Annotated in this window: 22 protein-coding genes; 11 read left to right on the top strand and 11 right to left on the bottom strand. The window is 72.1% G+C overall.

Annotated elements, in window-relative coordinates; translation table 11 throughout:
- Positions 1-4 precede the first annotated feature (4 nt).
- Both AVL59_RS40775 and AVL59_RS40770 read right to left on the bottom strand, forming a co-directional pair.
- Complete coding sequence (locus AVL59_RS40775; protein WP_067314551.1) at positions 5-3301, bottom strand: S8 family serine peptidase; 3297 nt, start codon at positions 3299-3301, stop codon at positions 5-7.
- Between the two features lie 157 nt (positions 3302-3458).
- The gene (locus AVL59_RS40770) at positions 3459-4001 is read right to left on the bottom strand and encodes a CGNR zinc finger domain-containing protein (protein WP_067314549.1); all 543 of its coding nucleotides are present in this window, start codon (positions 3999-4001) and stop codon (positions 3459-3461) included.
- Positions 4002-4110: 109 nt separating this feature from the next.
- On the opposite strand from AVL59_RS40770, the gene AVL59_RS40765 reads away from it, so the two are divergent.
- The 7 genes from AVL59_RS40765 to AVL59_RS40735 all read left to right on the top strand — a co-directional run bounded on the left by AVL59_RS40765 (position 4111) and on the right by AVL59_RS40735 (position 11554).
- Positions 4111-4557 (top strand): VOC family protein, encoded by a 447-nt coding sequence (locus AVL59_RS40765; RefSeq protein ID WP_067314547.1) that lies wholly within the window; start codon positions 4111-4113, stop codon positions 4555-4557.
- Positions 4558-4559: 2 nt separating this feature from the next.
- Positions 4560-5540 (top strand): pyridoxamine 5'-phosphate oxidase family protein, encoded by a 981-nt coding sequence (locus tag AVL59_RS40760; RefSeq protein ID WP_067314545.1) that lies wholly within the window; start codon positions 4560-4562, stop codon positions 5538-5540.
- A gap of 21 nt (positions 5541-5561) precedes the next feature.
- Complete coding sequence (locus AVL59_RS40755) at positions 5562-6050, top strand: NUDIX hydrolase (RefSeq protein ID WP_237281806.1); 489 nt, start codon at positions 5562-5564, stop codon at positions 6048-6050.
- 201 nt (positions 6051-6251) lie between these two features.
- Positions 6252-8003 carry a TIGR03767 family metallophosphoesterase gene (locus AVL59_RS40750; protein WP_067314541.1) on the top strand — a complete coding sequence of 584 codons (1752 nt, stop codon included), beginning with the start codon at positions 6252-6254 and terminating at the stop codon, positions 8001-8003.
- 94 nt (positions 8004-8097) lie between these two features.
- Positions 8098-9231 carry a serine hydrolase domain-containing protein gene (locus AVL59_RS40745; RefSeq protein WP_079147236.1) on the top strand — a complete coding sequence of 378 codons (1134 nt, stop codon included), beginning with the start codon at positions 8098-8100 and terminating at the stop codon, positions 9229-9231.
- A gap of 151 nt (positions 9232-9382) precedes the next feature.
- A complete protein-coding gene (locus AVL59_RS40740; RefSeq protein WP_067314539.1) occupies positions 9383-10576 on the top strand; it encodes a glycosyltransferase in 1194 nt (397 codons plus the stop codon).
- Between the two features lie 99 nt (positions 10577-10675).
- On the top strand, positions 10676-11554 hold the full coding sequence (locus AVL59_RS40735; protein ID WP_208870536.1) for a hypothetical protein: 879 nt from the start codon (positions 10676-10678) through the stop codon (positions 11552-11554).
- Here AVL59_RS40735 and AVL59_RS40730 read toward each other — a convergent pair.
- A complete protein-coding gene (locus AVL59_RS40730) occupies positions 11524-12333 on the bottom strand; it encodes an SGNH/GDSL hydrolase family protein (RefSeq protein WP_067314537.1) in 810 nt (269 codons plus the stop codon). The two genes, AVL59_RS40735 and AVL59_RS40730, sit on opposite strands and share 31 nt — an antisense overlap.
- A gap of 127 nt (positions 12334-12460) precedes the next feature.
- On the opposite strand from AVL59_RS40730, the gene AVL59_RS40725 reads away from it, so the two are divergent.
- Positions 12461-12964 (top strand): DinB family protein, encoded by a 504-nt coding sequence (locus tag AVL59_RS40725; RefSeq protein WP_067314535.1) that lies wholly within the window; start codon positions 12461-12463, stop codon positions 12962-12964.
- An 85-nt stretch (positions 12965-13049) separates the two neighbouring features.
- On the opposite strand, the gene AVL59_RS40720 is transcribed toward AVL59_RS40725, so the two are convergent.
- The gene (locus tag AVL59_RS40720; protein WP_067314534.1) at positions 13050-14087 is read right to left on the bottom strand and encodes a hypothetical protein; all 1038 of its coding nucleotides are present in this window, start codon (positions 14085-14087) and stop codon (positions 13050-13052) included.
- Between the two features lie 207 nt (positions 14088-14294).
- Positions 14295-16880 carry an aminopeptidase N gene (gene pepN, locus AVL59_RS40715; RefSeq protein WP_067314532.1) on the bottom strand — a complete coding sequence of 862 codons (2586 nt, stop codon included), beginning with the start codon at positions 16878-16880 and terminating at the stop codon, positions 14295-14297.
- Positions 16881-17019: 139 nt separating this feature from the next.
- Between pepN and AVL59_RS40710 the strand changes: the two genes are divergently transcribed.
- A complete protein-coding gene (locus AVL59_RS40710) occupies positions 17020-17685 on the top strand; it encodes a DsbA family protein (RefSeq protein ID WP_067314530.1) in 666 nt (221 codons plus the stop codon).
- Between the two features lie 26 nt (positions 17686-17711).
- On the opposite strand, the gene AVL59_RS40705 is transcribed toward AVL59_RS40710, so the two are convergent.
- From AVL59_RS40705 to AVL59_RS40690, 4 genes are read right to left on the bottom strand one after another with little or no spacing between them, the layout of a single operon-like run.
- On the bottom strand, positions 17712-19139 hold the full coding sequence (locus AVL59_RS40705; RefSeq protein WP_067314528.1) for an FGGY-family carbohydrate kinase: 1428 nt from the start codon (positions 19137-19139) through the stop codon (positions 17712-17714).
- Positions 19140-19150: 11 nt separating this feature from the next.
- The gene (locus tag AVL59_RS40700; protein WP_067314526.1) at positions 19151-20179 is read right to left on the bottom strand and encodes a 2-hydroxyacid dehydrogenase; all 1029 of its coding nucleotides are present in this window, start codon (positions 20177-20179) and stop codon (positions 19151-19153) included.
- Entirely contained in the window at positions 20176-20367 is a 192-nt protein-coding gene (locus AVL59_RS40695) for a hypothetical protein (protein WP_067314524.1), read from the bottom strand. Before AVL59_RS40695 ends, AVL59_RS40700 begins: the two co-directional genes overlap by 4 nt.
- Positions 20364-21197 carry a DeoR/GlpR family DNA-binding transcription regulator gene (locus AVL59_RS40690; protein WP_067314522.1) on the bottom strand — a complete coding sequence of 278 codons (834 nt, stop codon included), beginning with the start codon at positions 21195-21197 and terminating at the stop codon, positions 20364-20366. Before AVL59_RS40690 ends, AVL59_RS40695 begins: the two co-directional genes overlap by 4 nt.
- Before the next feature lie 275 nt (positions 21198-21472).
- On the opposite strand from AVL59_RS40690, the gene AVL59_RS40685 reads away from it, so the two are divergent.
- Both AVL59_RS40685 and AVL59_RS40680 read left to right on the top strand, forming a co-directional pair.
- Positions 21473-22900 carry an FGGY-family carbohydrate kinase gene (locus tag AVL59_RS40685; protein ID WP_067314520.1) on the top strand — a complete coding sequence of 476 codons (1428 nt, stop codon included), beginning with the start codon at positions 21473-21475 and terminating at the stop codon, positions 22898-22900.
- Between the two features lie 41 nt (positions 22901-22941).
- Positions 22942-23562 (top strand): histidine phosphatase family protein, encoded by a 621-nt coding sequence (locus AVL59_RS40680; protein WP_067314519.1) that lies wholly within the window; start codon positions 22942-22944, stop codon positions 23560-23562.
- A 4-nt stretch (positions 23563-23566) separates the two neighbouring features.
- On the opposite strand, the gene AVL59_RS40675 is transcribed toward AVL59_RS40680, so the two are convergent.
- Positions 23567-24205 carry a response regulator gene (locus tag AVL59_RS40675; RefSeq protein WP_067314517.1) on the bottom strand — a complete coding sequence of 213 codons (639 nt, stop codon included), beginning with the start codon at positions 24203-24205 and terminating at the stop codon, positions 23567-23569.
- Positions 24202-25374 (bottom strand): sensor histidine kinase, encoded by a 1173-nt coding sequence (locus tag AVL59_RS40670; RefSeq protein WP_099053207.1) that lies wholly within the window; start codon positions 25372-25374, stop codon positions 24202-24204. Before AVL59_RS40670 ends, AVL59_RS40675 begins: the two co-directional genes overlap by 4 nt.

Genomic DNA, 25374 nt, shown 5'->3' with positions numbered 1-25374 from the left:
CTCGCTACGGCGTGACCTTCTCGATCTTCACGCTGCCGACGCCCGCGACCGTGCCGCGCGCGTTCACCAGCTGGACCTGCCCGAAGAACTCGCGTCCGGCCGGGGCCTCGGCGGCGGCCGTGACCCGGCCGGTCACGGTGGCCGAGTCGCCCGTGCCGAGCTCGACCGGCGTCGAGTCGTCGACCGTGACGGTGCCGAGGGCGGAGGAGAAGAACACGTCCCGGTAGTCGTAGGCGGTCGAGCCGGACGGCACCGAGTAGCCCACCACCTTGATGGTGTACGTACCGGCGGCCGGCGACGGGAGGGAGACCGCCTCCTCCGAGTCGCCGTCCGCGGACTGTGCGACCTGCTTGCCGCTCGCGTCGTACACGGTCAGGTCGAGATCGGCGGACGCGTCGGAGACGGCGCCGATGGCGACGTCCAGGGACTTGGCGCCCGCCGGGACGTCCACCGTGGTGGTCTGCGTCTCGCCCTCCTTGATCGACGGGCGGGAGGTCCTGGAGGAGCCGAGCGGGCCGCCGGTCAGCTTGCCGTCGAGGGCCGCGTACTTATTGGTCACCTTCCAGGAGGCGGTGGCCGGGGTGCCGACCTTGGCCTCGGGCACGGTCACGGTCTGCGGGGCGAAGGCCGCGCCCAGGACGGAGACGTCCAGCGTGTAGGGGTTGTCCAGCAGCGGAGAGGTACGGCGTGCCTCGACCTCGACCTCCCAGACGCCGGGCTGCGGGTCGGCGTAGGACCGCACGCCGGGCTTGCAGCCGTTGCCGTCCAGGTAGTTGTTGTAGCAGTACGGGGTGCCGGTGTTGTCGACCGGAGTGCCGTACGGGTGGACGGCGATGAAGCGGGTCTGGCTCGTGTCCTTCAGCCCGCCGAGCGCGACCTCCAGCGACTTGGCGCCCGCCGGCACGTTCAGGAAGTACGACCGCGTGCTGTCGCGCTGCACCGAACCGGACGCGGAGTAGGTGTAGCCGACGGGGGCGGAGACCACGACCGTGGTGAGGATCTGCTTGTCGATCCCCTCCGTGCGCGGGTCGTCGACCTCCAGGATCGCGCTCTTGATGCCGGCCGACCGCGGGGCCGCCTGGACCTTGACGGTCACCGGCTGGTTCAGCGGCAGCTTCACGACGTCGTCGCCGAGGATCCGGAAGGTGCCACCGGCGTTGTTCTCGAAGTGCAGCTCGTGCCGTACGGCCTTGTCCGGGCCGGAGGTACGGGTGATGGTGACGTCGTACGATTTCTTCTGGCCGGTCTTCAGGCCGCCCTCGCGGTCGTACAGGCCGGTGCCGTGGCCCGGGGTCTTCAGCGCCTGGTCGAGCGCGGTGTCGACGGGAGCCTCGACGGTGTACTCGTGGGCGTCGGCGTCGTCGCGGATCGCGTCCCACGCGTCCACGATGTTGATGCGGCCCGCGCCCTCCTCATAGGCCTGCACGCCCTTGATGTGGTCGGCCGTCGAGGTCAGCGCGGTGCGCAGCTTCGCGGGCGTCAGGTCGATGCCCCTCTGCTTCGCGGCGCTCAGCAGCAGCGCGCTCGCGCCCGCGGCCTGCGGGGAGGCCATCGAGGTGCCCTGGAGCATCGAGTAGCCGGCCGGCAGCGAGTAGCCCGCCTCGGCGACCGGGGAGCCCGGCAGCCAGGTCTGGGTGGTGTTGATCGCGGCGCCGGGCGCGACCAGGGTCGGGGTGAAGCCGCCGTCCTCCCGCGGGCCGCGCGAGGAGAAGGGCATCATCTGGTACTTCTTCTCCACCTGGGAGCCGTAGTTGGCGGCCCAGGTCTCCTTGGAGACGCCCGCGCCGACCGAGATCACCTTGTCCGCGAGGCCCGGGTCGCCGATGGTGTTGGCACCGGGGCCGGAGTTGCCCGCGGAGATGACCAGCTGGACGCCGTAGGTGTCGATGAGCCGGGTGTACAGCTCGGCGCGCGCGTTGTTGCCGTCGTTCAGCGCCGGCAGGCCGCCGATCGACATGTTGACGATGTCGACGCCCCGGTCGGCCACCAAGTCGATCATGCCCTCGGTGAGGGCGACATTGGTGCAGCCGCCGGTCCAGGTGCAGGCACGCGAGGAGACGATCTTCGCGCCCGGGGCGGCGCCGTTCATCTTCCCGCCGAACAGGCCGTTGGCGGAGGTGATGCCGGCGACGTGCGTGCCGTGCTCGGACTCGATGACGCCGATGTTGACGAAGTCGGCCTTCTTGCCGACCCAGTCACCCCCGTACGGGTCCATCGGCACGTCCTTGCGGATCTGCACGACGAACGGCACCCGCTCGGCCACGTCGGTCTTCGGGTCGTCGGTGCCGAAGTAGCCGATCTGGTAGCCGTCCTTGTACGGCTTCATCGGGGTGTCGTCGGTGAAGTCGTGGTCGTTGTCCAGGTCCAGCGTGACCGTGCCGGCCGCGGGGTCGTAGAGCACGCCCCAGCTGTCGGTGGTGTCGCCGTCCCGGTTGAGGTCGCCCTTCTCGTCGCCGCCGGTGGTGGCGGACTCCTTGAAGGTGCTGATCTCGTACGAGCCCGCCGGCGCCGTCCAGGTCTGGCCGCCGTAGCCGAAGCTCGGGCCGGAGACCGCGGTGACCATGGGCCGCCAGGTCGCGTCGCTGTCCACGATCGGGTCTGTGGCCGTCACCCAGTCGACGATCTTGCGCTCGCCGGTGGTGGTCTTCTGCAGCGCCGGGTGGCCGAGGTCGACGCCGGAGTCGAGGATGCCGATGGTGATGCCCCGGCCGTCCGCCTTCGGGTGGTCCTTGACGAAGTCGACGGCGCCGGTCTCGAAGGACGGGTTGTACGGGTTCTCGGCGGGGGTGTTCTTGTCCGGCCCGCTGTGAGCGGCCGTTCCCGAGGAGGACTTGGCGCCGTTCGGCGCCGGGTCGTCCAGCGGGATCTCCTGGCGCAGGTCGATCGCGTGCACCGAGGAGAGCTTCGCGGCGGCGGCGATGGCCGAGTCCGCCTTGCCGGTGGGGACGGTGGCCCGGACGTAGCCGAGCCTGTCGTAGGTCCGGCCCACCGAGCCGCCCCTGACCGCGTCCAGTTCCTCGGCGACCTGCTCGGTCCGGCCCGGCGCGGTCGCGATCATCATCGTGACGTTCTTGTCGCCGTCCGCCTTGGCCTCGGCGAGCAGATCGGCGTCGTCCGCGCCCAGCTTGTACCGGGCGGACTTGACGCCCGGGTCGGCGGCCGCGGCGGGTGGCGTGTCCGCTGCGAGGGCCAGGGGTATCGGCCCGGCCGCGGAGAGAGCGGCCACCACGCCCACGGCCACGGCCATGCGGGCCAGGCGTCTCGGGCCGGGTATCGGATCACGCTCAGGGGTGAGGGTCATCGGCATCCCTTGTCGGTGAAGAGTCCAGTGCCGGACGAGGGCACAGCTTCACCCAAGGGACGGGATTTTGGGGACCGTTGACCAAAACGATATTGATGTATGGGGAAAACCCGCGATGTGTTTTGACCGGGTAACACCGCAATGGGCGCGGATTCGCTCAGTTCTCCTTGGAGCGGGCGTAATGGCGGGACGCCTTCGCGCGGTTGCCGCACGCGGCCATCGAACACCAGCGGCGGGTGCCGTTCCTCGACGTGTCGAAGAAGTGCAGGACGCATGTCTCGTGGGCGCAGCCGCGGATCCGGTCCGGGGCCTCGGCGAGCAGCTCCAGGTAGTTGCGGGCGGCCAGCCAGGCCGGCCCCCAGGACGGGTCGGCGAACTCGGGTTCCTCGGCCGCGCCCTCGGCGGTCAGCCGGGCCCGGATGCGCCCGTGCGCGAGAACGGCGTCGACGAGCGGCGCCCCCTCGGCCGGTGACCCGTCCACCGCGGCCTGGAGTGCCTCGCGTGCCTGCCGCAGATGGCGCAGTACGTCCTCGTCGCCCGCGTGGGCGCCGTCGAGCCCGTTGGAGGCGAGCCACACGGCCAGCCCGTCGGGGTCGGCGAGCAGGTCCTGGGTGACGCCCTCCTGGTTCCAGCGCGTGTTGAGCAGGTCGAGCGCGAGGGGCTCACCGGTGAGCGGGCGGGGATCGCGGGTGGCGGACATCGGGCACTCCTTCTCTGCTAACCGTTAAAGAGTACGTGACCGGTTGACGTTCCCGCCCCTAACCTTCTAACGTGGATGACGACGGTTATATAGTCCGAAGGGGAGAGCCATGACCTTGCGCACCGGCCACACCGGCCTGAACGTCACCGACCTCGACCGTTCGCTCGCCTTCTACCGGGACGTCCTGGGCTTCGCGCTGCTCGCCGAGGGCAAGGAGGACGACCGCAGGTACGCGTTCCTGGGTGACGGGGGCGACGCGCCCGTCCTCACGCTCTGGCAGCAGGCGCGGGAGCCGTACGACGACGGCCGGGCCGGACTGCACCACCTGGCCTTCACGGCCGACTCGATGGACCGGGTCCGGGTGTACGAGACGGCGCTGCGCGGCGCCGGGGTGGAGTTCCATCACGAGGGCGTGGTGGCCCACGGGGAGGGTGCGGCCTCGGGCGGGATCTTCTTCCACGACCCGGACGGCACCCGCCTGGAGATCTCCGCGCCCCTGGGCGCCGAGCAGGCCCCCGCCCCGCACACCTCCGCTCCGACCTGCGGTTTCTTCTAACCATGGGCATCTATCACGCGGGCTCGCTCGCCGTGCAGGAGGAGATGGGCGTACGCGACCGCGCCGACCATGTCGGCCGCTCCCTCGGCCAGGACATCAAGCCGGTCGCGGCGGCCTTCCTGGAGATGCAGCCGCTGCTGGTCGTCGGCGCGGCGGATCCGGAGTCGGGGAGGGTGTGGGCCTCGGCGCTCACGGGCGCACCCGGCTTTGTCCGGGCCACCGGCCCCCGGCAGATGTCGGTCATGACGAACACCGGTCACGACAGCCGGCCCGAAGGGGCGCGGGGCGGTGTTCGGCATGCGGCTGACGCCGCGTGGGCGCGAGCGACCACGGACCACCCGCACCCGAACGACGGCCTTCTCCTGACCGACCCGCTCGCCGCGGCCCTGAAAACCCCCGGTACTCATCTCGGCACCATCGCCCTGGACCCCCGCACCCGCCGCCGCATGCGCCTCAACGGCCGACTGCGGCCCACGGCAAGGGGCTTCGCCGTCGTGGCGGACCAGGTGTTCTCCAACTGCCCGAAGTACATCCAGCGCAGAGAGGCGTACGAGACGGTCGGAGGCCGGACACCGGGCACGGCCCGGCGCACGAACCGGCTGAGCTCCACGGCAGCGGAACTCGTCCAGGCCGCCGACACCTTCTTCCTGGCCACCGTGCACTCCGGCGGAGCCGACGTCAGCCACCGCGGCGGCAATCCCGGCTTCGTCCGGGCCACCTCACCGCACGAGCTGACCTGGCCCGACTATCCCGGCAACGCCATGTTCCTCACCCTCGGCAACCTGCGCACCGACCCGCGCGCCGGAGTGCTCTTCCTGGACTGGGAGAGCGGCACCACCCTCCAGCTCACCGGCGAGGCGTACACCGAGTTCGGCCCCGGTGGCGAGCGCACGGTCCGCTTCGCCGTCACCGAGGTCCTGGAGAGGGCCGAGGCCTTGCCCCTGCGCTGGTCGGCGCCGCGATATTCGCCCGCCAACCCGTAAGGCACCCGCTAACGTCCGTCCATGCGACAGAAGTTGAGGGTGGCGGCCTACGCCGTGTGCGTCCGCGACGGACAGATCCTGCTCGCCCGCTCCCCGAGCCCCGACGGCACCCCTGAGTGGGTCCTGCCGGGCGGCGGCATGGAGCACGGCGAGGATCCGTACGACACCGTCCGCCGCGAGGTGACCGAGGAGACCGGCTACCGCATCCGGGTGACCGGTCTGCTCGGGGTGGACTCCACCAGCCATGTCTTCCGCGGCGGACGCCTGCGCCGCCAGGCCGACCACCAGGGTCTGCGGATCCTCTACGAGGGCGAGATCGCCGGAGGCGAACTCCGCCACGAGGTCGGCGGCTCCACCGACTTCGCCGCCTGGCAGGACCTGGACGTCGTACCCGGCCTCAACCGGGTGCGCCTGATCGACGTCGCGTTGCGGCTGTGGCGGGAGCGCCCGGCGGACGGCCATCTGGCCCCGGGGACCCGTCCCCTACCCCAGGAGATGAACGAGGAGTAACCAGCCCTCGGCCACCCGCGATCCACTCCATGACCGCCTCCCCTGCCCCGAGATCCACGTACGGTGATCGGCGCTGCGCGTTGCCGCCGTGTTCACGTGCAGGTCACCCCCGGTGCCAACCATCCAGAGTGAGCGGGGCGTTCGCGCCTGCGACGGCCCGCGACCAACTGCCGACGCGTTCGCACTCGGGGAGATCGCGCCATGTCGCGCATACGCTCTGTCGCCGCCTCCGCTCTGGGGGTCCACCGCCGTACCGTCCTCGCCGCCGCCGGAGCGGTCTCGCTCTCCGCCGGCGTCGGCTACGCCCTGCGCCCCACCGACAGCGAGGCCGCCACCACCGCCGAGGCACCCGTCTCCCACTCCCGGCAGGCTCCGGCGGCGACCTCGCCCGCCCCCTACACCAAGGGCACCACGCTCGCCTCCGTCGCCGCTCCCCGGAACAGCTCCGGCTACCGGCGCCTGGGCGACGGCCCCGGCTGGAAGCGGGTCGTGCGCAGCGAGCTGGCCGCCGCCAAGTCCGGCCGCGCGGGCCGCCGCACGGCTCTCGCCGCGTTCGTGCAGTTCACCGATCTGCACCTGATGGACGTTCAGCACCCGCTGCGTCTCGAGTTCCTGCGCTCCGCCGACCCGCACGCCTGGCGCCCGCACGAGGCGCTGACCGTGCCGGGCGCCATCTCGCTCGTCGAGCGGGTCAACGCGCTGCGCGGAGCCCCCGTCACCGGCGCCCCGCTGCACTTCGTCATGACCACCGGCGACAACACCGACAACAACGCCCACTCCGAACTGGAGTGGTTCATGAAGGTGATGAGCGGCGGCCGCATCAGCCCCAACACCGGGGACCCGCGGCACTACGAGGGCGTGCAGAACAGCGGCCTCAAGCTGTACTGGCAGCCCGACTCCACCGTCCGCGACGGCGACAAGGCGCTCGGCTTCCCGCATCTGAAGGGTTTCCTGGCCGCCGCGATCCGCGAGGTGAAGAGCCCCGGCCTCAACCTGCCCTGGTACTCCACCGTCGGCAACCACGACGCCCTCCCGCTCGGCTGTTACGGCTCCCACGCCGACCCCTACCTCGCCGAGGCGGCCATCGGCGGCAAGAAGCTGATGAACGTCTCCGCCGCCGAGGCCAAGAAGCTCCAGGACGCCATCAAGAACGCCACCGACCCCAAGGGCGCCGGCTACCGCGACTTCCTCAAGGCGCACGCCCGCTCGACGCACTCGGTCACCCCGGACGAGAAGCGGGCCCCGTACACCTCCGCGGACTATCTGAAGGCCCACCTGGACCCCGCCTACCAGGGCCACGGCCCGGTCGGCCACGGCTACTCCTCGGCGAACCTGGACGCGGCCACCCAGTACTACGCCTTCCGCATCTCCGACGACGTCATCGGCATCAGCCTCGACACCACCGACGCCGGCGGCCACTACGAGGGCTCCATCGGCACCGCCCAGCTGAAGTGGCTGGAGAAGACGCTCAAGGACAACAAGGACTCCTACGCCGTCGTCTTCAGCCACCACACCAGCAAGACGATGACCAACACCCGCCCCGACCCGGCCCGCCCGGGGGAGCGCCGCCACGACGGCGCCGAGGTGATCTCGGTCCTCGCCTCCCACAGCAACGTGCTGGCCTGGGTGAACGGGCACATCCACAAGAACGTCATCACCCCGCACAAGGCCTCCGGCGGCCGGTCCTTCTGGGAGATCTCCACCGCCTCGCACGTCGACTACCCCCAGCTCGCCCGCGTCATCGAGCTGGTGGACAACAAGGACGGCACGCTCTCCGTCTTCACCACCCTGATCGAGTCGGCGGCCCCGCACCGCACCGACTACGCCGACCTCTCCCAGACCGGCCTGGCCGCCCTCTACCGGGAGTTGTCCTACAACGCCCCCGGCGCCAACAAGACCCTCGCGGGCACCGCGGCCGACCGGAACACGGAGCTGGTGCTGAAGAAGGGCTGAAAGTCACCCAACTGGCCTACACCTAGGCAACCTTCGCACACCACCACCAGGTCCCTCCCCCCGACCGAACCGAACGGCACAGTTGGGGGAAGACATGCGTGTACGTACGACTGTGGTGGGCGCCACCGCCCTGCTCCTCTCCGCGGCCCTGGCGGGCCCGGCTGTCGCGGCCGGCCCCGCCAAGGACGGCCATGCGGCCACCCGGCGGGCGATCGAGGCGGTGGTGCGGGCCGGCGTACCCGGGGTGACCGCCACCGTGAAGGACACCCACGGCACCTGGTCCACCACCGCCGGCGTGGGCGACATCCGCACGGGCGAGCGGCGCTCCACGGCGGACCGCTATCGGGTCGGCAGCATCACCAAGACCTTCGTCTCCACCGTCCTGCTCCAGCTGGAGGCGGAGGGCCGGCTGTCCCTGGACGACACGGTGGACAAGTGGCTGCCCGGGGTCGTCCGGGGCCACGGCCACGACGGGAGGCGCATCACCGTCCGCCGGCTCCTGAACCACACCAGCGGCATCTACGACTACACGACCGACGAGGATTTCGGTCGCAGGTACTTCACCAAGGACGGCTTCTTCGAGCACCGCTACGACACGCTCACCCCGGAAGACCTCGTGGCGATCGCGATGAAGCACAAGCCGGACTTCGCGCCCGGCACGTCCTGGAAGTACTCGAACACGAACTTCGTGCTGGCGGGCATGGTGATCGAGAAGGTGACGGGCCATTCCTACGCCACGGAAATCACCCATCGCATCATCACCCCCCTGCACCTCACGGCCACCTCTCTCCCCGGCACGCGGGTCACGGTCCCGCGTCCCAGCAGCCGCGCCTACTCGAAACTCGCGGAGACGGCGACGGGCCCGACGTACGACGTCACGACCCTCAACCCCTCCCTCGCCTCCTCGGCCGGCGAAATGATCTCGAATTCCGCGGATCTTGACCGTTTCTACAGTGCTCTCCTCCGCGGAAAACTCCTTCCGCCCGGGCAGCTGAAGGAAATGAAGACCGCGGTGAAGATCGACGGCGTCCCCAACGGCGGCTACGGCCTCGGACTCCTGGAGACCAAGCTGACCTGCGGAGTCCACGTCTGGGGCCACGACGGCGGCATCCACGGCTCCACGTCCGTGGCGGTGACGACGGCGGACGGCCGCCATTCGCTGGCGATGAATTTCAACGGCGACTGGACGGGGGACGCGGCCGCGGTGGTCGAGGGAGAATTCTGTTAGGCAACGTTTCATACGTGTCGTTTCGTGTTAACGCGTACGCAATGTCCGTACCGCCTCATATCGGCTAACCCGCTGTTGACGGGGATGGCTCGATCTTCTCGATCATTTATGCAAGGCGGGTGGTCGTGTGCGCGCAAGGCACGAACTGCGTGTGCTGTCGGTCTACGAGGGTTTCTTCTCCGGAGGGGCCCGCATCGTGCACAGTGACGTCGTCCTGGGACTGGCCGAGGGTGGCCAGTCCCACCAGGTGCTCAGCATCCATGGAGAGGTCCGTCGCGAGGCCACCCGGCAGCGGATGGAGGACGACGCCTGCTACCGGTCGCTCACGGCAGGCGGCGTGGGGGTCACCTCGCTGGGCCGCAGCGCCGGCCTGGTGGACGGATCGGTCGCGGCGTCGGTTTTCAGCGGACCGGAGCTGGCTGAAACCGCACGGTCCATGGCGGCCGCGGACGTGATCCTCTCCCTCAAGGAACAGCCGCTCGCCCTGCTGAACCAGGCCGGCCTGCCGCGCCGCCCGGTCGTGGTCGGCCTGCACCGCTCCGACCCCGAGAACCAGGGCCCCGCCCTGGACGAGCTGAAGGCCGCGATCGCCGACGGCACGGTGGTGGCGTGTGTGTGCTGCGCCGAGTCGACCCGGGCGGCGTACGAGGCCGCGGGCATCCCCGGCGAGGTGCTGCACGTGATCCCCAACGGGGTGGACCTGATCCGCTTCCGCCCGGACGCCGCGGCACGCCTCGCGTTCCGCGCGTCCGTGGGCATCCCGGCCTCGGCACCGGTGATCGTCTTCGCGGCCCGCTACGCCGCGATGAAGAACGTCCCGCTCTTCCTGCGCGCCGCCCGCGCCTTTCTCGCCCGCGAGCCCGAGGGCCAGGTGCTGATGTGCGGCGCGGGCATGAACGACACGAACCCGGCCCTGTGGGCCGACATCGAGGTCGCGTTCGGCGCGGACCGGCACCTCGCGGAAAGGATTCGCCTCCTCGGCGTGCGCCGTGACATGGAGACCGTCTACGCCGGCTCCGACGTCGTCGCCCTGACCTCCGCCTCCGGGGAGGCGGCGCCGCTGTGCCTGATCGAGGGCATGATGTGCGGCGCCGTGCCCGTGACCACGGACGTGGGCGACAGCGCGCAGATCGTAGGGGACCACGGCTTCGTGACCCCGCAGGACCCGGAGGCCGTCGCGCTCGCCTGGACCGCGGCGGTCGCCGGCCGGGCCGGCTTCGCCCCGGCTCTGGCGGCGAGCCGCGAGCGCTTCAGCCGCACCCGCATGATCGCGGCGTACGCCGCTCTCCTCGACGACGTCCACCTGGAGGCCACACGCCTGCCGACACAGTCCGAGCCGCTGTAGCGGGTACGGGCGAGAGGCTCGGACGGCGCGGTTGGGTACGGTGAACCCCGCGCCCCGCACCGGTCTTGGGGCGACGCCGATGTCACGGGGGAGACCGAGTTGTTCCAGCGACCAGGGAGAAGACGGGGCGCCGCTGCCGCGCTCTGGGCCGTAGCCGTGCTGCTGCTCGGGGCGTGCGGAAAACAGGTGGGCGGCGCGACGGGCGGGGCCTCGCCGGCGTCCTGGACCACGGTGGAGCCTTCGTACGTCACCGGAGCCCGCCTCGGTGCCGACGGCCGCACGCTGAGCCTCGACACGCTGGTGCCCGAAGGCGGGCGCTCCTGCGTGAAGGATCTCAGGGCCGAGTACAGGGAACGGGTGAACGGCGCCGTGTGGGTGCAGGTCACCTATGCCACGCATTACGGGATCAAGGTCGCCGGGTGCGGTGGCAAGGAGAAGCCGGCCACGGCGCGGGTGCGGCTGCCCGAGCCGCTGGGCAAAGAGGACCTGATCGTCGACCACTACACGCACTTCACCCGCGACCGTGCCAAGCCGCCCGCGCTGCGGCTGTGCGGGAAGCTCGGCTGTGATCCGGCGCCCACCGGCTGCACCCCCGACTCCTACGACCAGGCGCTGATGGCGGTCGACGCGCCCAAGCACGCGTACCGGGACTCCGAGCGGTGCGACGGGAGGTGGCTGGTGCTGGACTTCTCCTGGCGCACGGGACCGGCCTGCGACGACACCTCGAATCCCGCCTGCTCGTCCGCGCTGGGCGACCGCTGGTTCTACCGGGCCGGGAAGTCCGGGTGGGTTCCGGTCTTCGGGGGCGTTCGGGGAGGCTGCAAGGACGTGCAGCGAAAGGAGCCCCGGTTCCCGACCGCGCTGTGCGAGTCGCTGGCTCCGCTGCCCGCCAGGCTGCATCCCGCCTACCCCCCTCCGTCCGCCTCGCCGTCGGGGCATCGCGGTGCTCAGGACGCGCGGTCGAGGACCGGAAGGTAGCCGAGGGACTGGCCCGGAGCCGTCGGGTGGTACGACTCGGTGATCGCCAGCAGGTCGACACTGTGCAGCCAGGGGCTGGAGGAGCAGATCTCGTGGCCGGTGAAGGCGGCCCGGACATCGGCGTAGGTGAACCCGTGGCCGGCGGCGCGTTCGGCGATCACCTCGTCGAGATGGTCCACGGCGTCGTTGACCGCGGCGCGGTCCGAGTCCGTGAGGCCCAGCGCGCAGGAGCCGCTGAGCCGGTACAGATGCGGATAGCCGAGCACCACGACACGGGCGGCGGGAGCCCTGTCCCGGATGGCCGAGTAGAGCCGGTCGAGGTTGCCGGGCAGGGCCCGGTCCATGGCGGAGCGCGCACTGGAGACGGCGGACAGGCACCGGCTGGTGCCGCCCAGCGCACAGGTCGTCATGGCGGTGGAGAAGCCCACGTCGCTGCCGCCGGCGGTGACGGTGACCAGGCCGGTGCCCGCGCCGAGCGGGCCGAGCTGGCCCTCCAGGACGTCGGTCGTGCCGGCGCCGTTGCACGCGGTGAAGCCGAAGGACGGCGGCTTGTGGGCCTCGGCCCACAGGACGGGGAAGGACCGGCCGCTGCGTTTGCAGCGCGTGTCGGAGGGCAGATAGTCGCCGGCTCCGGCACCGGAGGAGTAGGAGTCGCCGAGGGCCACATAGCCGGCGGCCACGGCCTCGGGCACCGGCTGTGCCGTCGCGGGGTCGGCGAAGGCGCAGGCGGCCCCGAGGAGGAGGGAACACGCGCCTGCCGCTATTCGGGACTGTCTCATGAGTCTCCTCTATCGCGGCCCGCTCGCCCCCGCCCGCCCTGCTCGTCCGTTCCGGTGAGCCCTCACCCGGGCGGCGTACGAAAACTTGATTGACGGGGGAACGTGCCGTCCGGGATGGTCCACCCCGATGACACGAACAGACACGCCTCTCGCCTGGGACGAGCGCACCCAGCTGGCCACCTTCCTCGACTACGTCCGGTCCACCGCCCGCGCGAAGTGCGAGGGCGTCTCGCCCGAGGACGCGCGCAGGTCGCTGCTGCCCGGCTCCCCGCTGATGACGATGTGCGGGCTGATCAACCACCTTCGCTGGGTGGAGTACTACTGGTTCGAGGTGGTGTTCCTGGGCCGTGAGGACGAGGGCCCGTGGACCGACGAGGACCCGGACCGGGAGATGCGGATCGCGGTCGACGTGCCCCTGCCCGAGCTGCTGGCCGCGTACGAGGCACAGAGCGCCCGGTACCGCGAACTGGTCGCCTCGACCGGCCTCGACACCCGGGCCGAGCGCGCGCGGGGCGACCTGGGCCACCCCGACCTGCGCTGGATCGTCCTCCATCTGATCGAGGAGACGGCCCGGCACAACGGCCACCTCGACATCATCCGCGAACTGCTGGACGGAACCACCGGCGACTGAGCACCACGGCACGCACGAGGAGGGGCCACCGGCGTCCGGCCCGGTGGCCCCTCCTCTCCCCTCCTGATGCTCCCCCGGTCCGTCACTACCGGGGCAGCACCACGACATACGCGGCCGGATCCCGGTCGCCGGACGCCATCAACGCCGTACGGACCACCGCCGCCTGCTGCTCCAGGGACACCCTGAGCTTCTTGGGGGTGATGTACACGACGGTGATCCCCAGGCGTTCCAAGTGCTCACGCTTGCGCGCGTATTCCGACCACAGCGCGTCCTCGTCCTGGCGGGGTGCGCGGGTGTCCAGCTCCACCGCCACCGCCTGCTCCGGCCAGTAGGCGTCCACACCGCCCAGGTGGGGGCCGCCGGGCAGGCGCAGGTCCACGTTCCAGACCGGGTCGGGCAGGCCGTACTCGCGGACCATCCGGTACAGCCGGTCCTCCGCGATCGCCCGGCCCTCGGCCAGCAGCGAGTCCACCGCGTCCACCACGTGCGGCCGGTTCAGCAGCTTCGCCACCGTCAACTCGCGTACCACCGAGGCGGGTTCGCAGTGCCCGGCGCGTACCGCCTCGGTCAGCAGGCGCCGTACCGCGCCCGCGTCCGTCAGCTCCGCCACCGCGTCCGCCAGGGCGCGCGGCACCGGCGCCACCGGAAGTCCCGTCACCGTCCGGGGAGTCGGCAGGGAGGGAGTGCGCAGGACCCGCACATAGCCCGCCGAGCGCAGCCGGCGCATGCGCGGGACCAGGACGTCGACGTGGTCCAGGGAGAGCAGCGGCGGGGCGGACGCGAACCCGTGCAGGGTCAGGGCCGCCAGACCCGTGATCACCGCCTCCGCGTACGCCGGGCGGTGCGGGTCCTCGGCGGTGGGCTGGGACGGGACGCCCGGCGCCGACTCGCGCGCCGCGTACAGCAGCGCACCGTGCAGCCACTCCTCGCTGGTGGGCGGGCCGGGGTGGAGCAGGATCACGTTCGGCAGGAGCGACTGCCAGGGGCCGCCGGGGCGGCACTGTTCGGTCAGTTCGGCCGACGTCACGCCGTGGGAGCGGAGCTGGGCCGCCGTCAGGACGCGGCGGTGGACCTCGGAGAGGTGGCGCAGGGGGCGGGGGGAGAGCGGGGTGTTGTGGGTCATGGCCTCGAAGTTCCCGCGTCTCGTCCCGCTTTTAACCGCTGTTACACGGCCGTCGATAAATGCGGACAAGGTGGTACTAAAGGACGGGTGTTCGGGTGTCGAGTAGACAGCGAAAACCCCTGGTCCGATCGGGTGCGGACCAGGGGTTACGGTTCCTATTGCCCGAATTCCGTAACGGTCACCGGGGCGGCAATCTCAGGCCAAAGCTCAGGTGCCGGACGCCGCCGCGTCGCACGCCTGTCCGCGCAGCGACCGCGCCAGGTCGTCCCGCGCCTCCAGCACGAGCCGGCGCAGCGCCGGAGCCGCGTCCGCGTGGGAGGCGAGCCACGCGTCCGTCGCGTCCAGCGTCTCCCGCCGGTGCTGGAAGGAGGGGAACAGGCCCCGCACCACATCGATGCCGATCTGGATCGACCGCTCCTGCCACACCCGCTCGATCGCCGCGAAGTACTTCTCGGCGTACGGCGCCGTCAGCTCCCGCTGCGAGGACTGGTCGAAGCCCGCGATCGTCGCCTCCACGAGGGCGTTCGACAGGGCGTCGGACTCCACGACCTGCGCCCAGGCCTGTGCCTTGACCGCCGCGGACGGGCGCGCGGCCAGACAGCGGACCTGGTGCCGCTTGCCGGACGCCGTGTCGTCACGGGCCAGTTCGGCCGCGAGCAGGGACTCGTCGGCCACCCCGTGGGCCGCCAGCGGCTCCAGGAACGCCCAGCGCAGCTCCTGGTCCACCTCCAGGCCCTCGACCGTCCGGGCGTCGTCCAGCAGGTCCTTCAGCAGTGCGAGATCCGCCTCGGCGGAGGCGACCGTCGCGAAGAACCGCGCCCAGGCCAGCTGGTGCTCGCTGCCCGGCTCCGCCGCCCGCAGCTCGCGCAGCGCGCCCTCGGCGAGCAGCTCCTCGCCCGTCGCCCGCCACTCGGGCGCCGCGTAGTGCACCAGCGCCGAGTGCGCCCACGCGTGCAGCATCTGCAGCACCCCGATGTCGGACTCGCGGCCCGAGAACCGCAGCACCAGGTCCACGAAGTCCCGGGCCGGCAGCAGCGCGTCCCGGGTCATGTTCCACAGCGCCGACCAGCACAGCGCGCGGGCCAGCGGGTCGGTCAGCGCGCCCAGGTGCTCGCGCAGGGTGGCCAGCGAGGTCTCGTCGAAGCGGATCTTGCAGTAGGTCAGGTCGTCGTCGTTGACCAGCACCAGCTCCGGGGCCTCGGCCCCGGCCAGGTCCGCGACGACGGTGCGCGGGCCCTCGACGTCGGTCTCCACGCGCGCGTACCGCTCCAGCGCGCCCTCGGGCGTGTGCCGGAACAGGCCCACCGCGATGCGGTGCGGGCGCTCCTGCGGGTGCGACTCCGGCGCCTCCTGCACCACCGCCAGCTCGGCCACCCGGCCCTCGGCGTCCAGCAGTACCTGCGGGGTCAGGGAGTTCACCCCGGCCGTCTGCAGCCAGGAACGCGACCACGCGGTCATGTCCCGGCCGCTGGTCTCCGCCAGCACCGACAGCAGGTCGCCCAGGCGCGTGTTGCCGTACGCGTTCCGCTTGAAGTAGCGGCGGGCACCCTCCAGGAACGCGTCCTCGCCGGCGTACGCCACCAACTGCTTCAGCACGGAGGCGCCCTTGGCGTAGGTGATGCCGTCGAAGTTCAGCTTCGCGTCCTGAAGGTCACGGATGTCCGCCGTGATCGGGTGTGTGGAGGGCAACTGGTCCGCGCGGTAGGCCCAGGCCTTGCGGCGGTTGGCGAAGGTGATCCAGGCGTCGGTGAAGCGGGTCGCGCCGACGTTCGCGAACGTGCCCATGAAGTCCGCGAAGGACTCCTTCAGCCACAGGTCGTCCCACCACTCCATGGTGACCAGGTCGCCGAACCACATGTGTGCCATCTCGTGCAGGACGACGTTGGCCCGCGCCTCGTAGGACGCCCGGGTCACCTTGCCGCGGAAGATGTACTCCTCGCGGAAGGTCACCAGACCGGGGTTCTCCATCGCGCCCAGGTTGTACTCGGGCACGAACGCCTGGTCGTACTTCCCGAACGGGTACGGGTAGTCGAAGTGGTCGTGGAAGAAGTCCAGGCCCTGCTTGGTGACCAGGAAGACGTCGTCGGCGTCGAAGTAGGGCGCGAGACCCTTGCGGCACAGGGCGCCGAGCGGGATCTCCAGCTTCGTCCCGTCCTCGAACGTCCGCTCGTAGGAATCGGTGACGTAGTGGTACGGCCCCGCCACCACGCACGTGATGTACGTCGAGATCGGCTTGGTCTCCGCGAACCGCCACACCCCGTCGACGGCCTCGCCCGCGCCGTTGCCCCACACCGTCCAGCCCTCGGGCGCCTGCACCTCGAAGCGGTAGGGAGCCTTGAGGTCCGGCTGTTCGAAGTTGGCGAAGACACGGCGGGCGTCGGCCGGCTCGTACTGCGTGTAGAGGTAGACCTCGCCGTCCTCGGGGTCCACGAAGCGGTGCATGCCCTCGCCGGTGCGGGAGTAGGCGCACCGGGCGTCGACCGTCAGCTCGTTCTCCGCGGCCAGGTCCTCCAGGAGGATCCGGGAGCCGTCGAAGACCTCGCCGGGGTCCAGGTCCTTCCCGTTGAGCGAGACGGAGGTCACGCTCGGCGCGATCAGATCGGCGAAGCTCGCGGCGCCCGGCTCGTTGCAGCGGAACCTGATCGTGGTCACCGAGCGGAACGTGCGTGGCTCCCCGTCCCCGTCCCCGTCGCCGACGGCGGAGCGCAGGTCCAGCGCCACCTCGTACCCGTCCACGGACAACAGGGCGGCCCGCTCCCGGGCCTCGTCGCGGGTCAGATTCTCACCGGGCACGGGCGGCACTCCTTCGTGGTCGCTTGGAAGCGGTCGAACAGGACCGATCCTGCCACGCGCCCCTGACACGGGGCAGCCGGGAATGGGGATGCGAGAGGCGATGTTCAGCCTTCAAAAGAACGTCATGTTGAGGAGAAGCATGTCCGAGACCGCGACCACCCCGTCCGGCAAGACCCCCGTGGACTTCTGGTTCGACCCGGTGTGCCCCTGGGCCTGGATGACCTCCCGCTGGGTCCTGGAAGTGGAGAAGGTCCGTGACATCGAGGTCCGCTGGCGTGTGATGAGCCTGTCGGTGCTCAACGAGAACCGGCTGGACGAGCTGCCGGAGGAGTACGCCGAGAACATGCGGCCCGGCGGCAGGACCTGGTGGCCGGTCCGGGTGGTGATCGCGGCCCGGCAGCTGCACGGCGACGACGTGGTCGGCAGGCTCTACACCGCGCTCGGCACCCGCTTCCACAACGAGGGCCTCGGGGTGAACCGCGACAGCATCGCCGCCGCCCTCGCCGACGCGGACCTGCCCGCCGACCTGATCGAGTACGGCGAGAAGGACACCTACGACGCCGAGCTGCGCGCCTCCCACAAGGAGGGCATCGACAAGGTCGGCCAGGACGTGGGCACCCCGGTCATCGCGGTGCCGGGCGCCGACGGCGAGCAGATCGCCTTCTTCGGCCCGGTCGTCACCCCCGCCCCGAAGGGCGAGGAGGCCGCCCGCCTGTGGGACGGCACCCTCGCGGTCGCCTCCGTCCCGGGCTTCTACGAGATCAAGCGGACCCGGACCAAGGGCCCGGACTTCAGCAACCTGTAGGTCCTGGTGAACGGGCCCGGTGCCGTTCAGCGCCGGGCCCGCTGCCGTGCCCCGGCCAGCCGCTCCAGGTGCTCCTCGTACCCCTTCGTGTAGTACGCCGCCCGTGCCGCGTCCGGCTCGACGACGAGGGTCGGCTCGGTCCAGGCCGCCGCGTCCAGGGCGAGGCCGTACCGCTCGGCCGCCGCCAGCACCGCGCCCCGCGCACCCACCTCGCCCTCGACCACCCTGAGCGGGCGGCCCAGCACGTCGGCCAGCAGCCGCATCCAGGCGGGGCTGCGGGTGCCGCCCCCGCACACCGCGAGCGAACCCGTCAGGCCCGCCGCGGCCAGGCAGTGCCGGGCCGCGTACCCGATGCCCTCGCAGGTCGCGCGGATCAGATCGGCCGGCGTCGACTCCAGACAGACACCGCTGAGCTCGGCACGCAGCCGGGGCTCCACGAACGGGGCCCGCTCGCCGGAGGGCGCGAAGTACGGCAGGACGCGCACCCCGTGGGCGCCGGGCGGGGTGGCGGCCAGCAGGGCGTCGACCTCCGGGTGCCGCACGCCCGTGGTCTTCAGCACCCAGTCCAGGGCCGCCGTACCGACCATCGCGGGCATCGCGCGCAGCCAGTGGCCGGGCCGGTCGGTGGAGATGTACAGACCGGCCGGTTCACCGCCGAGGTCCGGCTCGGTGGTGGCGACCAGAGCGGCCAGACAGGTGCCGACGATCAAGAGGCCGTCCCCGGGGGCCGTGACGCCCGCGCCGAGCGCACAGGCCGGCAGGTCGTACGGGCCGTTCGCCAGCCGGGTGCCGGACGGCAGGCCCGCACCGCACGCCTCGGCCGTCGCCACCGGGTCGGCCACCGGGGCCAGCAGCCCCCGGCGGTGGGACAGCCCCAGCAGCTCGACCACCCCGTTGTCGTAACGCCGGGTACGCGGATCCAGGAACGGCATCGACGCGTCCGACACGTCCGTCACCGCGCGTGCCCCGCCGGTCAGCCGCTGGAAGACCATGTCCTTGCAGTAGACGGCCGCCGCGGCCGCGTCCAGCGCCTTCGGCTCGTGCCGGTCCAGCCAGGCCAGCAACGGGCCCGGGCAGCCGGGGAACATGGCGCTGCCGGTGCGCCGGAAGACGGTCTCGAAGGTGCCGTCCGCCAGCCACTGGTCCACCAGGTCATGGGCCCGGCCGTCCATCCACGACAGGGCGGGCCGTACCGGGCGGCCCGCCGCGTCCACCAGCCACACCCCGTCGCCCTGCCCGGTCAGTCCGGCCAGCTCCACCGGCTCCGGCACGCGCGCGGTCACCGCCTCGAGGACGCCGACGACGGCCGCGTACACCTCCTCCATGTCCTGCTCCACGGCCCCGGCGCGCAGATCGAGGCCCACCGGCCTTGCCTGGACGGCCAGTTCGCGGCCACCGGCGTCGAAGGCGGCGGCCTTCACCATGGACGTGCCCACATCGATCCCGACGAACACGTGGCTCCCCTTCAGGTCAGACAGTGCGCGAGCGGCTCGCCGCGCACCCAGCGCCCCACCTCGGCGGCGGCGATCCGCGCGGCCTTCTCCGCCACCGCGCGGGACGCCCCGCCCAGGTGCGGGGTCAGTACGAGCCGGTCGGCGAGGGCGTGCAGACGTGAGTCCGCGGGCAGCGGCTCCCGCACATAGGTGTCCAGCGCCGCCGCCGCGAGCCGCCCGCCCTCCAGCGCGTCGCACAGCGCGTCCTCGTCCAGCAGCGGGCCCCGGGCCGCGTTGACCACCACCGCACCGGGCGGCAGCAGGCCCAGCTCGCGGGCGCCGATGAGACCGCGCGTCTCGGCGGTCAGCCGGGCGTGCAGGGTGATCACCCGGGAGCGGCCCAGCAGCTCGTCCAGCGAGGACAGACGCAGCCCGTGCACCTCCCCGCGCACATAGGGGTCGTACACCATCACCCGCGCCCCGAAGGCGCACAGCACCCGTGCCACCCTGCTGCCCACCGCCCCGTACCCGACCAGCCCGACTGGCAGGTCCTCCAGCTCCAGGCCGCTGTGCTCGTACGTGTAGTACGCCGACCCGGCCCAGCTCCCCCGCCGGGCCAGCAGCTCGTGGGCCTGGGGGATGCGACGCAGGGCCGCGAGCAGCAGGCCGACGGTGAACTCGGCGGTGGCGGCGGCGTTGCGGCCCGGCGCGAAACACACCCGGACGTCGTGCCGCTTCGCCGCCGCCAGGTTGACGTTGACCGGTCCGCCCCGGCAGACCACGACCAGCCGCAGCTCCGGGCAGGCGGCCAGGACGCGTTCGGTGACCGGGCCCATCTGGGTGACCAGGACCCGAGCGCCCGCGAGCGCGCCGATCAGCTCGTCCTCGGCGTCGCTGGCCTCGCTCACCTCGGCGACGCTCCCGAAGGGTTCCAGCGGCCAGCCGAGCGTCAACTCCCTTACTTCACAGAGGCATTGGCTCTCGACGGCCGACGCGATCAGCGACGGCAGGACGAAGTGGTCGCCGGCGGCCACGACCAGCGGCCGGTTCATGGAGGTCATCGCGGGGAGTCTCCCGTCTCGGCGTCGAAGACATGGGTGAGCCCGGGCGCCGCCCGGACGTGCTCGTCGTGTGCGAGGCGCAACCCGTCCGACAGGAGGGCGTGGCCGTCGGCGGTCGCGATCCCGGGCAGCAGGTTGATCGCGGGCTCCCCGACGAAGTCGGCGACGAAGCCGGTGGCGGGACTCACATAACTCCGGCGCGGCCATCGCCCTCCCCCGGATCCGTGGCGCACACCTCGTAGCGCACCTGGTGCTCGTCCAGGTCGCCGAGGGCCTCGGGGGACGCCCCGTCGTCCACGAGCAGCAGGTCGAAGCGGGCCAGCGGAGCCACCCGGTGCAGGGCGACCCGGCCCAGCTTGGTGTGGTCGACCAGCAGCACGGTGCGGGCGGCGGCGTCCAGCATCGCCCGCTTCACCGAGACGATGTGCTGCTCCTGGTGGTAGGCGTAGCCGCCGTGCACGCCCGAGGTGGAGGCGAAGCACACGTCCACCCGCAGCTGCTCGACCGCCTCCACGCAGGACACCCCGAGGAAGGAGGAGTGCAGCCGGTCGTAGTCGCCGCCGAGTGCCATCAGACGGATGCCCCGCCGGTCGGCGAGGAGGTTGATCGCCTCCAGGAAGTTGGTGACCACCGTGAGCGGGGTGATGTCACCGAGGCGGAGCCGGCGCGCTATCTCCAGGGCCGAGGTGGAGTCGTCGAGGAGTATCGCCATGCCGGGCTCGATGGACCTCATCGCCCGTGCGGCGAGCGCGGCCTTCTGCGGCCGCATGGTCTTCAGCCGGTACTGCACGTTCGACTCGAACACCCCGGACGGCTGCGCGGTCACCCCGCCCCGGAACTTGCGCACGATGCCCTGCCGTTCGAGCTCGTCCAGGTCCCGGTGGATGGTCATCAGGCTCACCCCGAACCGCTCGGCCAGCTCGGCCGCCGTGGCCGAGCCCTCGGCCAGGACGCGCTCGGCCATGGCGGCCTGCCGGGCCGCGGGCCCCTGCTGGGCGTGCGCGCTGCTGTTGCTCATGGAGCCCCGATCCGTCGTCCTGGGCGCCCGGGTCGGGCAGGCTGTGTGGGCGCTGCGCTGGTCCGCCCCGGCGGCCCTGGCCATTGCCGGCGGAACCTCGCGGCCCCGTCGGCGCTGTGGTGGGGTTCGGAGGTCAACACGGTGAGTCGACTCGACAACACAGGGTGTAACGGCGGTGGATGCTCGTCAATCCCTTGTGCACGGGGAAATCAGGGGGAAATCTCAGAAGGGCGTGGGAACTTCACAGCGTCGGTCGCGATGTGCGGGAGGTCCGGATGGAGTCGGCGTGGCTCGGGATCGATCTCGGCACGCAAGGGGTGCGTGCGCTGCTCGTGACGCCGGACGGCCGTGTGCTCGGCGGCGGCTCGGCGCGGCTCGGGCGCGGTCGGCGGGAGGGGGTGCGGCACGAGCAGGATCCGGGGGAGTGGTGGGAAGCGGTGTGTTCCGCCTGCCGGGCCGCCCTCGCGGGAACCCGGGCCGACGTGGGCGGGCTCGCGGTGTGCGGGACCTCCGGGACCGTGCTGCTCACGGACGACGCCGGGCGCCCGGTGGGCCCCGCGCTCATGTACGACGACGGGCGGGCGGCGGCCGAGGCGGGTCGGCTGCGGTCGGCGGGGCTCGCGGTGCAGGACACCTGGGCGCTGCCGAAGGTGCGCTGGCTCGTCGACCGCCACGGGTCCGGCCGGGTGGCGCACCAGCCCGACCTGATCAACGCGCACCTCGTCGGCGGGCCCGTACCCACCGACTCCAGTCACGCCCTGAAGACGGCGTACGACGTGGAGCGCGAGCGCTGGCCGGACCTCACCGGGCTGCCCGAGGGCACCCTCCCGGAGGTCGTACGTCCCGGCACCCGGCTCGGCGAGGTCTGCCCGGCGGCCGCCGGGGCCACCGGCGTCCCGGCCGGCACCCCGGTCATCGCGGGCATGACCGACGGCTGCGCGGCGCAGATCGCCTCGGGAGCGCTGCGCGAGGGCGCGTGGAACTCCGTGCTGGGGACCACGCTCGTGCTGAAGGGCGCCGCCGCCGAGCCGGTCCGTGATCCGGCGGGTGTGGTCTACAACCACCGTGCGCCGCAGGGGACCTGGCTGCCGGGCGGGGCCTCCAGCGTCGGCGCCGGAGTGCTCACCGCGCGCTTCCCGGGCGCCGATCCGGCCCTCCTGGACGCGCGGGCCGCGTCCTTCGAGCCGTCGAGAGCCGTCGCCTACCCCTTGGTCTCACCGGGCGAACGCTTCCCTTTCCAGGCCCCGGGCGCCACCGCCCTCCTCCTCGGCGACCCGGAGTCGGACGCCGACCTCTGGGCGGCCCTCCTCCAGGGCGTGGCCTTCGCGGAGCGCCTCTGCCTGGACTACCTGCACCACCTCGGCGCACCCCTGGACGGCCCCCTGACCTTCACCGGGGGCGCGGCCCGCAGCGCTTACTGGAACCAGCTGCGCGCGGACATCCTCGGCCGCCGGGCCAGGGTCCCCCGGGAGACGGAACCCGCGCTGGGCATGGCGGCACTGGCCGCGTACGGCACGGGGGCGACGGCCGGCCTCGCGGACGCGGCGGAGGGCATGGTGCGCACGGGCACGACGGTGGACCCCCGTCCCGGCCGCACCGCCCGTTTCGCCGAGCCGTACGTCCGTCTCGTCGACGAGCTGGAGGGCAGGGGGTGGCTGCCGGGTGCGGTGGCGCAGCGGGCACGGTCACGGGCGGGAACGTGAGGCGCCGGAAGGAGGCCATGGAGCCCGCCATACTGCCACCCATGACCTCGCCCGCCGCCGCCACCCTCCTCCTCGCCCGGCACGGACAGACCGTCTGGCACGCCGAGAACCGTTACGCCGGGGTGAGCGACGTCGCCCTCACCGACACCGGACGCGCCCAGGCCGAGGCGCTGGGCCGCTGGGCCGCCGCACACCCGGTGGACGCGATCTGGACCTCGCCCCTGTCCCGGGCCGTCGCCACCGCCGACCCCGCCTGCCGCGCCCTCGGCCTCACCCCGCACCGCGAAGACGACCTGCGCGAATGCGACTTCGGGGTGGTGGAGGGCCGTACGCTCGCCGAGTTCGAGGCGGAGAACCCGAAGGCGGCCGAAGCCTTCCGCGCCGACCCGGTGGCCCATCCCTTGCCGGGCGCCGAGGATCCGCTCGCCGCCGCCGCCCGGGGCACGGCCGCCCTGTGCCGGATCGCCGCCGCCCACTCCGGTGAACGGGTGCTCGTCGTCGCGCACAACACCCTGCTCCGCCTTGTGCTGTGCTCCCTCCTGCACATCCCGCCCGCCGACTACCGCCGTGTGCTGCCCCGGCTGCGCAACGCGGCCGTGAGCGAGGTCCGCGTCACGGAGCACGGCGCCGCGCTGCTGTCGCTCAACCTCCCCTGCGAGTGACCGCTCACGGGTGTGGCAGCAGCCCCCGCTCCATCGCGACGACCACCGCCCGCGTGCGGTCGTTGACGTCCAGCTTGGCGAACAGGCGCAGCAGATGCGTCTTGACGGTGGCCTCGGAGATGACGAGCCGGCGGCCGATCTCGGCGTTGGTGAGCCCGTCGGCCACCGCGGTCAGCACATCGGTCTCGCGGGCGGTGAGCGGATCGTGGACGGGGCGCCGCATCCGGGCGACCAGCTTCTCCGCCACCCGTGGCGCGAGCACCGTCTCGCCGCGCGCGGCCGAGCGGATCGCGTCGACCAGCTGTTCCCGGGTGGTGTCCTTGAGCAGATAGCCGATGGCGCCGGCCTCGACCCCGCGCTCGATGTCGGCGTCGGTGTCGTAGGTGGTGAGGATCAGCACCCGGGTGCGCGGATGACGGGCGACGATCTCGGTGGTCGTCGCGACCCCGTCCAGCACCGGCATGCGCAGATCGACCAGGGCCACGTCCGGATCGTGGCGGGCGACCAGGCCGAGCGCGGCGCGGCCGTCGCTCGCCTCGCCGACGACCTCGATGTCCGCCTCCCCGTCCAGCAGGGCGATCACCCCGGCCCGCATCACCGTGTGATCGTCCACCACGACGATCCGGAGCCTGTGCCCGGTCATGCCGCTCCCTCCACCGGGATCACCGCGAGGATCCTGGTCCCGTCCCCGACCGAACTGGTCACCGTCAGCCGCCCGCCCAGTTCGGCGAGCCGTTTGCGCATCCCGTCGAGACCGAAGCCGGTGGACGCCTCGACCACGAATCCGGTGCCGTCGTCCGTGACCTCCAGCTCCACGCCGTGCGGCCGCCGGGCCAGCACCACCCCGACCGTCGAGGCACGGGCATGCTTGCGCACGTTGGCCAGGGACTCCTGGGTGCAGCGCAGCAGCGCGACCCGGGTCTGCTGGTCGCAGTCCAGATCGGCCAGCTCGGCGGCCACGCTCAGCCCGGTGTCCTCGGCGAACCGGTCCACGACCCGCCGCAGGGTCTGCGTCACCGAGCCGGAGTGCGTGCCGCCCGGCAGCCGGCCCGAGCCGACCAGTTCCCTGGCCTCCGCCAGGTTCTCCCGGGCGGTCGACTCGATCGACACCAGCTGCCGGGCGGTGCGCGCGGCGTCGGTGGCGAGCCCGGCGCGGGCCGCCTCGGCCAGAACGACGATCGACGCGAAGCCCTGCGCGAGCGTGTCGTGGATCTCCCGTGCCATCCGCTCCCGCTCCTCCGCCGCGCCCTGCCGCAGATGCGCCTCGGCCAGCTCCGCCTGGGTGCGCTCCAACTCCCCGATCAGCCGCGCGCGTTCACTGCTCTGCTCGACCACCGCGCGGGCCCACAGCCCGATCAGGACGCCGACCGCGACCACGATCAGTGTGCCCACGACCGTCTCGCCGAAGAACTTGCCGGACCAGCCCTGCCGCACCAAGCCCCCCAGCAGCGTGCCGGCGGTGGCCAGCCCCAGGAAGACGAGGGAGATCCTCGGGGTGCGGCCGAACATCCAGTAGTGCGGCAGCGTGACCATGAACAGGGCCGCGTAACTGGTGTTCAGATAGGCGAGACCGGCGAGGGCGATCACCAGCACCGCGAGGTACCCGTGCGGCCGTACGACGGGATTGGCGGGGCGGCGGTCCAGCACGGCGAAGCACAGGGCCACGCTGCCCAGCAGCGCGAGGGCCGCGTACCGGTCGGCGCCGTGGCTCAGGGCCGTGATCCCGACCGCCATCGCGGCGAACAGGACCCAGCACACCGCGTTCCAGCGGCGCAGCGAGGTCGCCCACAGGGCGTCGGCGGTCGTGGTCAT

The sequence above is a fragment of the Streptomyces griseochromogenes genome (assembly GCF_001542625.1).
GTDB lineage: Bacteria > Actinomycetota > Actinomycetes > Streptomycetales > Streptomycetaceae > Streptomyces > Streptomyces griseochromogenes.
Note: the sequence above shows the minus strand (reverse complement) of the source record. Positions and strands in the feature narration are given on the sequence as shown.